This is a genomic window from Chelatococcus caeni, from assembly GCF_014196925.1.
Classification (GTDB): Bacteria; Pseudomonadota; Alphaproteobacteria; order Rhizobiales; family Beijerinckiaceae; genus Chelatococcus_A; species Chelatococcus_A caeni.
Map to the genome: position 1 here is coordinate 143,284 of NZ_JACIEN010000006.1, position 11,236 is coordinate 154,519.

The window sequence follows — 11,236 nt, forward strand, 5'->3', positions numbered from 1 at the left end:
TCATGCCTCCGGGGCGGGCGCGTCGAGCGCAAGGCCGAGCCCAAGGGCCTGCTCGCGCATGCGGCCCGACAGCCCCTCGGGGAAGGGCAGCATGCGGAACATGAGCTCGGCGTCGCAGATGTCCTTGCCGGCGCTCGAAATCTTCGCCTTGGTCACGGCGTAGCCGGAACCCTGGTGGATGCGCCTGGCCTCGATGACGAGCGACGCGCCCGGCCCGACGAAGGAGCGGAACTTCGCCTTTTCGACGCCGGCGAGGAAGGGCATGTGCGTGAAGCGCGTCAGCGCCAGGATGAGATAGCCCGAGGCCTGCGCCATGGTCTCGGTGAGGAGCACGCCCGGCATCAGCGGGTGGTCGGGAAAATGCCCCTCGAAGACGGGGCTTTCCATGGGCACCGTCGAATGGGCTTCGAGCCGCTCGCCCGCCTCGTCGAAGAGGGCGACACGGTCGATCATCTGGAAATATTCGAGGCGCATGGGCTCTTCGGGATCTGCCGGCCCCGGCGCCGCGGTGAAAGGCCGCGCCGCCGGTGGAAAGACGTGTTCAGGCGTGCATCAGGCCTTGGCGGCGACGAGCTCGTCGATGCGCGCGCACAGGTTCTTCAGCACGAAATATTCCTCGGCGGGCACCTTGCCTTCGTTGACTTCCTGCGTCCACGTCTCGAGCGGCAGCTTGATGCCGAAGGCCTTGTCGATGGCGAAGGCGATGTCGAGAAAGGCGAGCGAGTCGACACCGAGATCGTCGATCGCGTGGCTCTCGGGCGTGATCTGCTCACGGGGGATGTCGCACGTCTCCGAGATGATGCCGGCGACGGTCTCGAAAGTGGAAGCCATCGCTTCTCTCTCCTGTCTGTTTGCGGCGGGGCGGAGCAGCGGTCGCGGATGGGCGCCCCGTCATCCGCCGAACGCAGGTTCCGTTGAAAGCGGTTCCCTATACATGAGCGCCGGCGGTTGTCCAACCGCCGGCGTCGTTGTTCTCCATAAACCCGCTGCCGGTGCCTGCGCAAGCGCCGGCCTGCCGGCCCGGATCAGGCCGCGAGCTGGCGCAGCACGTAGTGCAGGATGCCACGGTTCCTGAAGTACTCGAGCTCGTCGAGGGTGTCGATGCGGCAGGTCAGCGGCACCGTCTTCACCGTGCCGTCGGCGAAGGTGATCTCGGCCTCCAGCTTCTGGCGCGGCTTGAGGCCGGCCGAGATGCCGCGGATGGTCACCGTCTCGTCGCCCTTGAGGCCGAGCGTCTCCCAGGACGTTCCTTCCTCGAAGACGAGCGGCAGGACGCCCATGCCGACGAGGTTGGAGCGGTGGATGCGCTCGAAGCTCTGGGCGATCACGGCGCGCACGCCGAGGAGGTTGGTGCCCTTGGCCGCCCAGTCGCGCGATGAGCCGGTGCCGTATTCCCGGCCGGCGAAGACCACGAGCGGCACGCCCTCGGCCTTGTACTTCATGGCCGCGTCGTAGATCGGCAGGCGTTCGCCGTCCGGCTGGTGCAGGGTCAGGCCGCCCTCGACGACGTTGCCCGCCTCGTCCTTCACCATCTGGTTCTTGATGCGGATGTTGGCGAAGGTGCCCCGCATCATCACCTCGTGATTGCCGCGGCGCGTGCCGTACTGGTTGAAGTCGGCCACCGCGACGCCGTTGTCGATCAGGTACTTGCCGGCCGGGCTCGCCGCCTTGATGGAGCCGGCGGGCGAGATGTGGTCGGTCGTGATCGAATCGAGGAAGAGGCCGAGCACCCGCGCCCCGACGACGTCGCTCGTCGCCTCGGGCGTCTTGCCCATGCCGACGAAATAGGGCGGGTTGGCGACATAGGTCGACTGGCCGTCCCAGGCATAGGTCTTCCCGGTCGGGGCGTCGATCTTCTGCCAGTTCTCGTCGCCCTTGAAGACGTCCGCATATTTCGTGCGGAACATCTCGTTGGTGATGTAGGCGTCGATGAACTCCTGGATCTCCTTCGGCGAGGGCCAGATGTCCTTGAGGTAGACCGGCTTGCCGTCCGAGCCCGTGCCGAGCGGCTCGGTGGTGAGGTCGACCTGCATGGAGCCGGCGATCGAATAGGCGACGACGAGGGGCGGAGAGGCGAGGTAGTTCGCCTTCACGTCCGGATTGACGCGGCCCTCGAAGTTGCGGTTGCCGGAGAGCACCGCCGCGGCGACGAGGTCGGCCTCGTTGATGGTCTTCGAGATCGGCGCTTCGAGCGGGCCCGAGTTGCCGATGCAGGTCGTGCAGCCGAAGCCGACGAGGTTGAAGCCCATGGCGTCGAGGTCGGTCTGCAGGCCGGACTTGTCGAGATATTCGGCCACCACCTGCGAGCCGGGCGCGAGCGAGGTCTTCACCCACGGCTTCGGCTTCAGGCCCTTTTCCTTCGCCTTGCGGGCGAGGAGGCCGGCGCCGATGAGCACGCTCGGGTTCGAGGTGTTGGTGCAGGAGGTGATCGCCGCGATGACGACGGCGCCGTGGCCGAGTTCGAAGGTGTCGCCGCGCAGGTTGGAGGAGGCGGCCGTCTTGGTGGCCTCGCCCGGCTTCTTGAACTCGTTCTCGAGCGAGGTGAGGAAGCCGGCCTTGGCGTCGGCCAGCGTCACGCGATCCTGCGGGCGCTTGGGGCCGGCGAGCGAGGGCACGACGTCGTCGAGGTCGAGCTCCAGCGTGTCCGAGAAGACCGGGTCGGGCGTGCCGTCCTCGCGGAACATGCCCTGCACCTTGGCATATTCGCCGACGAGGGCGATGCGGTCGGCGTCGCGGCCCGTCTTGTCGAGATAGCGCAGCGTCTCGGCATCGACCGGGAAGAAGCCGCAGGTCGCGCCGTATTCCGGTGCCATGTTGGCGATGGTCGCCTTGTCCTCGAGCGTCATGTGCGCGAGGCCGGGGCCGTAGAACTCGACGAACTTGCCGACGACGCCCTTCTTGCGCAGCATCTGGGTGACGGTGAGCACGAGGTCGGTCGCCGTCACGCCCTCCTTGAGGCGGCCGGTGAGCTTGAAGCCGATGACCTCGGGCAGCAGCATGGACAGCGGCTGGCCGAGCATGGCGGCCTCCGCCTCGATGCCGCCGACGCCCCAGCCGAGCACGCCGAGACCGTTGACCATCGTGGTGTGCGAATCGGTGCCGACGAGCGTGTCGGGATAGGCCGTCGTCTCGCCGCCCTCGCTCTTCGTCCAGACGGTCTGGGCGAGATATTCGAGGTTGACCTGATGGCAGATGCCGGTGCCGGGCGGCACCACGCGGAAGTTGTCGAAGGCGCTCTGGCCCCACTTCAGGAAGCGGTAGCGCTCCTGGTTCTGCTCATACTCGCGCGCGACGTTCTGGGCGAGCGAGGAGGACGAGCCGAAGAAGTCGACGACCACCGAGTGGTCGATGACGAGGTCGACGGGCACGAGCGGGTTGATGCGCGTCGGATCGCCGCCGAGCTGCTTCATGGCGTCGCGCATGGCCGCAAGATCCACCACCGCCGGCACGCCGGTGAAATCCTGCATCAGCACGCGCGCCGGGCGGAAGGCGATCTCGCGCCCCGCGGCGCCCTTGTTGACGAGCCACTCCTTGACGGCGACGATGTCGTCCTTCGTCACCGAGCGGCCGTCCTCGAAGCGCAGCAGGTTCTCGAGCAGCACCTTCATCGAGAAGGGCAGGCGCGAGATGCCTTCGAGGCCGTTCTTCTCCGCTTCCGCCAGGGAGTAGTAGGTGTAGGTCTTGCCGCCGACGGAAAGCGTCTTGCGGCTGTTGAAACTGTCGATGGTCGTCACGGCTGGGATCCTCACATCACGATGATCGAACTAGAGGTTCGTTCGGCCGATGCGCGAAGTGCGCGCGCCGCTCCGGGGGCGCCCGGGGATCCACGCGACGAGGCGCGCGGCGCAGCCACGGGTCATATAGAGAATTTTCCTGCGTTCCGCTACACGGACGACAATCATTCTAAAGAAGGCAGGCATGCGAGAGGGGCGGGCTCATGCGCATTTCGGTTGAAGGGCTCGCCTGCCGGCGCGGGGAGCGCCTCCTGTTCAGGGACCTGTCGTTCTCGCTGGCGAGCGGCGAGGCCCTCGTCGTCACCGGTCGCAACGGCGCCGGCAAGTCGAGCCTCATCGCCATGCTCGCCGGCCGCCTCGCGCCGGCGGCTGGAGCGATCCGCGCCGAGGGCATCGGCGAGGCGACGCTCGCCGAGGTCACCAACCATGTCGGCCACAAGGAAGGGCTGAAGGCGGCGCTGACGGCCGAGGAGAACCTCGCCTTCGCCGGCGCCATGCTCGGCCGGCCGCGGCTCTCCCCGCGCGAGGCGCTCGCGCGCGTCGGCCTCGCCCGCGCCGCGGACCTGCCGGCGGGCTATCTCTCCGCCGGGCAGCGGCGGCGCGTCGCGCTTGCCCGCCTTTTCGTCTCCCGTCGCCCGCTGTGGCTCCTCGACGAGCCGACCTCGGCCCTCGACGCGGCCTCGCAGGTCCGGCTCGCCGAGGTCATGCAGGGCCATCTGGCCGAGGGCGGCCTCATCATCGCCGCGACCCATGCGCCGCTCGGGCTCGAGGGGACGAAGACGCTGAGCATCGATGCGCATGTGCCCAGCGTCGACTTGCCCGGCGGGGCAGAGGGGGAGCGGGCATGAGGATGGAGAACACGGTCTTTCAGCCAGGCGCGCCTCTCCCCTCCCCCTTGCGGGGAGGGGTCGGGGGTGGGGGGCGCTGGGGAAGTGATGGGAGGTGCGAGGGAGGCGCAAGGCGTCCTGCATGCGGCACCACCCCCACCCCTCCCCCTCCCCGCAAGGGGGAGGGGCTAGACCGTGCCGCCCTCCTAAAACCCCAAAGCCCCCTGACATGACCCGCGCCTTCCTCGCCCTCGTTCTGCGGGATCTCAGGCTCGCGGCCCGCGTCGGCGGCAGCGGCGCCATGGGGCTCGTCTTCTTCCTGATGCTCGTCGCCGTGGTGCCCTTCGCGCTCGGGCCGGATCTCAACCTCCTCGCCCGCATCGGCCCGGCGCTTCTGTGGTTCTCGGCCGTGCTCGCCACGCTCATCGGGCTCGACCGGCTGTTCCAGACCGACGTCGAGGACGGCGCCATCGACCTCATCCTGTCGAGCGACACGCCGCTCGAGGTGCTGGTGGCGGCGAAGGGGGTGGCGCACTGGCTGACCACCGGCCTGCCGCTCGCGCTTCTCGCGCCGCTCTTCGGTCTGCTCCTGGCGCTGACGCCCGGGGCGATGCTCGCCGTCGCGGCGACGCTCGTCGTCGGCACCCCGGCGCTGACCTTCATCGGTGCCGTCGGCGCCGCGCTCACGGCCTCGCTCGGGCGCGGCGGGCTGCTGCTCGCCATCCTCGTCATGCCGCTGATGGTGCCCACCCTCATCTTCGGCGTCTCGGCGGCCAATGCGGCGACGGGCGGCACCATCGCCTTCCTCACCCCCTTCCTGATCCTTGCGGCCTTGTCTCTTGTCGCGATCGTGATCGGCATCTTCGCCGCCGCCGCCGCCCTGCGGCAAAGCGCGTGACGAAGCGCCCAATTGCAGCCACGATCGCGCGACGTTAGATCAGGCCCAAGATTCCTCGAAACCTGGAACGAACGACCGCGTGCCGCGCCTCTCGAGCCTCTGGAACCTCGCCAATCCGACGCGCTTTCTCGGCCTCGCCGACAGGCTGCTGCCGTGGCTCGCCGCGCTCGCGGCCGCGCTGCTCGCGGTCGGGCTCTACCTGTCGTTCTTCGTCGCGCCGCCGGACTACCAGCAGGGCGAGACGGTGCGCATCATGTTCATCCACGTGCCGGCCGCCTGGCTCGGCCTGTTCATGTACGTGATGATGAGCGCCTCGGCGCTCGGCACGCTCGTGTGGCGCCACCCGCTCGCCGATGTCGCGCAGAAGGCCGCCGCGCCCATCGGCGCCGCCTTCACCTTCGTCTGCCTCGTCACGGGTTCGCTCTGGGGCAAGCCGATGTGGGGCACCTGGTGGGTGTGGGACGCGCGGCTCACCTCCGTCCTCGTGCTCTTCCTCATGTATCTCGGCATCATGGCCCTGTGGCGGGCGGTGGACGATCCCGGCCGCGCCGCGCGGGCCGTCGCCGTCCTGACGCTCGTCGGCGTGGTCAACATCCCGATCATCAAGTTCTCGGTGGACTGGTGGAGCACGCTGCACCAGCCGGCGGCCGTCTTCCGCATCGACGGGCCGACCATCCATCCCTCGATGCTGTGGCCGCTCCTCGTCATGGCGCTCGCCTTCACGGTGCTCGCCGTTGCCCTCCATGTCGCCGGCATGCGCAACGAGATCCTGCGCCGGCGCGTGCGCAGCCTGTGGCTGATGGAGGCCGAGCGCCTCGACGCGGGCGCCGAGACGGCTGCGGGAGCCGCCCGATGAGCGATCCCCACGCCGGCTTCATCATCGCGAGCTATGCCCTCACCGGGCTCGTCGTCGGCGGGCTCGTGCTGCGCGCCGTCGTCGAGCATCGCGCCCTGCGGCGCGCGCTCGAGCAGCTCGAGGCGCGCGGCGTGCGCCGCCGCTCCGCCCGCCAGGAGACCGCCCGATGAGCGAGCAGCAGAACGGCATCGCGGCAGAGGACCCTGCGGGCTCGCCCGAGGTGCGCCGCCGCCGGCTCATCCTTCTCCTCCCGCTCGGGGTCTTCCTGCTGCTCGCCGCGCTCTTCCTCGTGCGGCTCTTCGCGGGCGATCCCTCGCGCGTGCCTTCGGCGCTGATCGGCCGCCCCGTGCCGGCCTTCTCCCTGCCGCCGCTCGAGGGGCTGTCGGGATCGGGCGGCACGCCGGTCCCGGGCTTCTCCGACGCGGAGCTGAAGCGGGGCGAGGTCACCATCGTCAACGTCTGGGCCTCCTGGTGCGCGCCCTGCCGGCAGGAGCATCCCCTGCTGATGGAGCTCGCGGCCCAGCCGGGCGTGCGCCTCCTCGGCCTCAACTACAAGGACAATCCCGAGAACGCGCGCCGCTTCCTCGGTGCCCTCGGCAATCCCTTCGGCGCGGTCGGCGTCGACGAGAGCGGCCGCGCCGCCATCGACTGGGGGGTCTACGGCGTGCCCGAGACCTTCATCGTCGGCCCCGACGGCACCATCAGGCACAAGCACATCGGCCCGTTGACGCCGGACAGCCTGAACGGCACTTTCCTGCCGGCACTGAGAGCGGCGCAGCAACGCTAGAGGAACCGATGGCGCCAGCCCTTCCGGCGAATGGCAGCGAACGCCTGCTGCTCGAGGCCGACCTGTCGGCCGAGCGGGCGGCGAGCGTGGTCCGCATGGCCATCGCCATCGTGCTCCTCGTCACCGTCGAGGTCGTCCTCAAGCGCAGCAACGACATCTCGCTGCTCGATCTCACCGAGGCGCGCAACCAGGCGCGGGCGACGCTCGGCCTGCTCTTCTTCGCGGGTCTTGCCGTCTATCTCCTCGTTAAATTCGGCCGCTGGCGGCCTTGGATGGCCTATGTGACGGTGACGGTGGACATCGCCGTCCTCGTCGGCAGCCTTCTCGCCGACCTGCGCGACCTGCGCCTGCCGGTCGCGTTCATGAGCATGTTCCCGGTGGTCGGGGTCTTCCCGCTGCTGCTTGCCGTCAGCGCCCTGCGCATCCGCCCCTGGGTGCAGCTCTATGCCCTCTGCCTGACCCTCGTCGGCCTGGCGCTGGTCGCCTGCATGGGGGGATGGGGCTCGAACCTCGCTCCGGAGACCTTCCTGCGCGATGCGGAGATGTTCTATTCCGTGCCGGCGAACACGGCCCGCGCCGCCATGCTCGCGCTCGGCGGGGCGGTGCTCGTGCTCGGCGCCCTGCGCGGCCGGCGCCTGCTCAACCGGGCGGTGGCCGAGACGACTCGCCGGCTCAACCTCGCGCGCTATCTCCCTGCCGAGCTCCTGCCCGTGCTGTCGAGCGACAACATCGAGGAGCTGCGGACGGGGCGCCGCGCCGAGGTGGCGCTCGTCTTCATCGACATTCGCGGTTCCACCGCCATGGGCGAGGCGATGAGCCCGGCGGCGCTCACCGGCTTCATCGGCGCCTTCCGCGCCCGCGTCACGCGGGCGGCGCGCCAGCACGGCGGTGTCATCGACAAGTTCATCGGCGACGGCGCCTTCATCATCTTCGGCCTGCCGCAGACGAACGGCGACGATGCGGCCCGGGCGCTCGCCTTCTGCCGCTCCATGCTCGCGTCCGTCGACGAGTGGAACGGCCTGCGCAAGGCAACCGACGCCGTCCCGGTCGCAGTCGGCATCGGCGTGCACTTCGGCACGGCCTTCGTCGGCGCCATCGGCGACGAGCAGCGCCTGGAATTCACCGTCATGGGCGATGCCGTGAACGTCGCGGCCCGGCTCGAGGATGCGACCAAGGCCTTCGAGGTGCCGCTGGTCGCCTCGCGCGACGCGCTCAAGGCGGCGGGCGAGGATCCACAGAGCGCCGGCTCGCCATGGCGCAGCCTCGGAACGCAGGCCCTGCGCGGGCGCAACGAGGCGATGCCGATCTACACGCTGGAGAACAGCGCCGTCTGAGCCTGCGGCTCAGGGCTTGCGGTCCTCTTCCGTCGCCGGGCTGTGGCGCATGATGAGCGGCGTCTGCGCGAGCGCGAAGGCGAGCGTGATGGGCATCACGCCGAAGACCTTGAAGTTCACCCAGAAGTCCGTCGTCTGCGTGCGCCAGACGACCTCGTTCAGCAGCGCCAGAAAGAAGAAGAACAGGCCCCAGCGCAGGGTCAGCTTGCGCCAGCCCTCGGCGTCGAGCTCGAAGACGCTGTCGAGCACGAAGCCGAGCAGCGACTTGCGGAACAGGAGCCCGACGAGCAGCACCGAGCCGAACAGCGTGTTGACGATGGTCGGCTTCAGCTTGATGAACAATTCGTCGTGCAGGACGAGCGTCAGCGTGCCGAAGACGAGGACGACGACGCCGGAGACGAGCGGCATGATCGGCAGCTTGCCGACCAGCCGGTAGTGGAGGGCGAGCGCCACCAGCGTCGCCAGCATGAAGACCGCCGTCGCCGTAAAGATGCCGGCCTGTCCGCCCGCGAGGATCGAGGCCGGCACGAGCGGCTGCATGAGCGGCGCGAACAGCTCGGGGCGGGTGTTGGCGAGGAAGAACAGCCCGAGCGGCCCGAGCTCCAGCGCGAGCTTGATGAGCGGCGGCAGGTGCTGGCCCTTCGGGTCGCTTTCCACGAGTTCTTTCGACATGCTTTTAGGCTTCCAGTCCGGCGATGGCGCGGGCGAAATCGCGCGCCGTGAAGGGTTCGAGGTCCTCGACGCCCTCGCCGACGCCGATGAAATGCACGGGCAGGCCGAACTTGGCGGCGATGGAGACGAGAATGCCGCCGCGGGCGGTGCCGTCGAGCTTGGTCATGACGAGGCCGGTGACGCCGGCCGTCTTGCCGAAGATCTCCACCTGGTTCACCGCGTTCTGGCCGGTCGTGGCGTCGAGCACGAGGAGCACGGCATGCGGCGCCGTCTCGTCGAGCTTCTTCATCACGCGCACCACCTTCTCGAGCTCGGCCATGAGGCCGGCCTTGTTCTGCAGGCGCCCGGCGGTGTCGACGAGCACGATGTCCGTGCCGGTTTCGCGCGCCTCGCTGAGGGCGTCGAAGGCGAGGCCCGCCGCATCCGCCCCCTGCTCGCGGGCGATCACCGCCGCGCCGGTGCGCTCGCCCCACACCTTGAGCTGCTCGATGGCCGCGGCACGGAAGGTGTCGCCCGCCGCCAGCATGACCTTGCGCCCCTCGGCGCGGAACTTCGCCGCGAGCTTGCCGATGGTGGTCGTCTTGCCCGAGCCGTTGACCCCCACCATGAGGATGACGAAGGGCTTCCTGCCGGCGTCGACGGCAAGCGGATGCGCCACGGGGGCGAGCACCGCCTCCACCTCGCGCGCCAGCACGGCCTTGACCTCCTCGGGGTCGATGGCCTTGTCGTAGCGCCCCTCGGCGATCGAGCGGGTGATGCGAGCGGAAGTCTCGATGCCGAGGTCGGCCTGGATCAGGATGTCCTCGAGGTCATCGATGGTCGCGGCGTCGAGGCGGCGCTTGGAGAAGAGCTCGGTGATGCCGAGGCCGAGCGAGGACGAGGTGCGCGCCAGCCCCTCCTTCAGCCGCTGCCACCAGCTGCGCCGGGGCGCGGGCTGGGGAGTGGCCTCGGGCGACGTTTGGGGCACTGCCTGGGGCGGAGCCTCCTGCGGCGGTGATGGCGGCTGCGGCGCCTCGGCTTCGGGAGGCGGCGCCTGCGGCTCCGGCTGGGCGGTCTCGCCGCGCCGGAAGAGCCGGGCCAGCATCCCGCGCTTGTCCTTGTCGCCGTCGCTCATCTGTCCTCGCGTTCTTTTCCCTTGCCCTCGGCCTGCCCCCTCGATAGCCCGAAGCGCATGAACGAGAAAGAGTTGCCGTTCGATATAGTGTCGTGCCTCCTCTATCGCGACGCGCTGATGCTGGTGATCGACAAGCCGGCGGGCATGCCCGTCCATCCCGGTCCGCGCAGCGGCACAGCGACGAGCGACGAGACGCTGAGCGACCATCTCGACGCATTGCGCTTCGGCCTGCCGCGGCGGCCCGAGCTCGCCCACCGGCTCGACCGCGACACCTCCGGCTGCCTCGTGCTCGGCCGCCATCGCAAGGCGCTCGACAAGCTGGGACGCCTGTTCCAGTCGGGCAAGGTCGAGAAGACCTACTGGGCCATCGTCGAGGGAGGCCCCGCCGGCGACGCGGGCGAGATCGACCTGCCGCTCGCTCCGCGCGATCCCGCGCGCGGCTGGTGGATGAAGGTGGACGCCGCCGGCCAGCCGGCTCTGACGCGCTGGCGCGTCCTCGGGCGGGGCGAAGGCCTCGCCTGGCTCGCACTGACGCCGGTGACCGGCCGCACCCACCAGCTGCGCGTCCATTGCGCCGCGGCGGGCTTTCCGATCCTCGGTGACGCCATCTACGGCAACGCCCCGCGCATCGGCGGGCCGGGGCTGCACCTGCATGCCGCCGCGCTCGCCATCCCGCTCTATCCCAGCCGCGAGGCCGTGCGGATCGCGGCCCCCGCGCCGCCGCATATGCACGCGGCCCTCCGCGCAGCCGGCTGGTGCGCGACATCCCCGGACGCGGTGGCCGGCCGCTGAGGCGGTGATTCGCTGCCCGCACGACGTCGCCGCGTCCCGGTGCCATATCGCTCGACGTATCTGCATGCCATCCTGTGTCGGGTGAATGGCGGGCTTTCAGTCACTCATGGTGCAATCAATAATATTCAGCTGGTATTTTGCTTCCAGCGCAATTGATGTGGCGCCCTTGTCACTCAGGTTTATTGAGTAAAATTGTAGGCGTATACAGATTGTGCGGGCGCT

Annotated in this window: 12 protein-coding genes; 7 read left to right on the top strand and 5 right to left on the bottom strand. The window is 69.4% G+C overall.

Features of this window, described 5'->3' with window-relative positions; all coding sequences use genetic code 11:
- The 3 genes from GGR16_RS20810 to acnA form a co-directional block, all read right to left on the bottom strand.
- On the bottom strand, window positions 1-474 hold the full coding sequence (locus tag GGR16_RS20810) for a 3-hydroxyacyl-ACP dehydratase FabZ family protein (RefSeq protein ID WP_183317900.1): 474 nt from the start codon (window positions 472-474) through the stop codon (window positions 1-3).
- A 78-nt stretch (window positions 475-552) separates the two neighbouring features.
- Window positions 553-831 (bottom strand): acyl carrier protein, encoded by a 279-nt coding sequence (locus tag GGR16_RS20815; RefSeq protein ID WP_019400864.1) that lies wholly within the window; start codon window positions 829-831, stop codon window positions 553-555.
- Window positions 832-1,025: 194 nt separating this feature from the next.
- Complete coding sequence (acnA, locus tag GGR16_RS20820) at window positions 1,026-3,734, bottom strand: aconitate hydratase AcnA (RefSeq protein ID WP_183317902.1); 2,709 nt, start codon at window positions 3,732-3,734, stop codon at window positions 1,026-1,028.
- Window positions 3,735-3,937: 203 nt separating this feature from the next.
- Between acnA and ccmA the strand changes: the two genes are divergently transcribed.
- From ccmA to GGR16_RS20850, 6 genes are all read left to right on the top strand, one after another.
- Complete coding sequence (gene ccmA, locus GGR16_RS20825) at window positions 3,938-4,582, top strand: heme ABC exporter ATP-binding protein CcmA (protein WP_183317904.1); 645 nt, start codon at window positions 3,938-3,940, stop codon at window positions 4,580-4,582.
- Window positions 4,583-4,790: 208 nt separating this feature from the next.
- Window positions 4,791-5,459 carry a heme exporter protein CcmB gene (gene ccmB / locus GGR16_RS20830; RefSeq protein WP_183317906.1) on the top strand — a complete coding sequence of 223 codons (669 nt, stop codon included), beginning with the start codon at window positions 4,791-4,793 and terminating at the stop codon, window positions 5,457-5,459.
- 79 nt (window positions 5,460-5,538) lie between these two features.
- On the top strand, window positions 5,539-6,315 hold the full coding sequence (locus tag GGR16_RS20835) for a heme ABC transporter permease CcmC (protein ID WP_183317907.1): 777 nt from the start codon (window positions 5,539-5,541) through the stop codon (window positions 6,313-6,315).
- Window positions 6,312-6,485 (top strand): heme exporter protein CcmD, encoded by a 174-nt coding sequence (ccmD, locus tag GGR16_RS20840; RefSeq protein ID WP_183317909.1) that lies wholly within the window; start codon window positions 6,312-6,314, stop codon window positions 6,483-6,485. Before GGR16_RS20835 ends, ccmD begins: the two co-directional genes overlap by 4 nt.
- The gene (locus GGR16_RS20845; protein ID WP_183317911.1) at window positions 6,482-7,102 is read left to right on the top strand and encodes a DsbE family thiol:disulfide interchange protein; all 621 of its coding nucleotides are present in this window, start codon (window positions 6,482-6,484) and stop codon (window positions 7,100-7,102) included. Before ccmD ends, GGR16_RS20845 begins: the two co-directional genes overlap by 4 nt.
- An 8-nt stretch (window positions 7,103-7,110) precedes the next feature.
- On the top strand, window positions 7,111-8,436 hold the full coding sequence (locus tag GGR16_RS20850; protein WP_183317913.1) for an adenylate/guanylate cyclase domain-containing protein: 1,326 nt from the start codon (window positions 7,111-7,113) through the stop codon (window positions 8,434-8,436).
- 9 nt (window positions 8,437-8,445) lie between these two features.
- Here the strand turns inward: GGR16_RS20850 and GGR16_RS20855 are convergent, their stop codons facing one another.
- On the bottom strand, window positions 8,446-9,108 hold the full coding sequence (locus GGR16_RS20855) for a septation protein A (RefSeq protein ID WP_183317915.1): 663 nt from the start codon (window positions 9,106-9,108) through the stop codon (window positions 8,446-8,448).
- A gap of 4 nt (window positions 9,109-9,112) precedes the next feature.
- Entirely contained in the window at window positions 9,113-10,222 is a 1,110-nt protein-coding gene (gene ftsY, locus GGR16_RS20860; protein WP_183317918.1) for a signal recognition particle-docking protein FtsY, read from the bottom strand.
- Window positions 10,223-10,279: 57 nt separating this feature from the next.
- Here ftsY and GGR16_RS20865 point away from each other — a divergent pair, with 57 nt between their 5' ends.
- A complete protein-coding gene (locus GGR16_RS20865) occupies window positions 10,280-11,014 on the top strand; it encodes an RluA family pseudouridine synthase (RefSeq protein ID WP_183317920.1) in 735 nt (244 codons plus the stop codon).
- The last annotated feature ends 222 nt before the right edge of the window (window positions 11,015-11,236 follow it).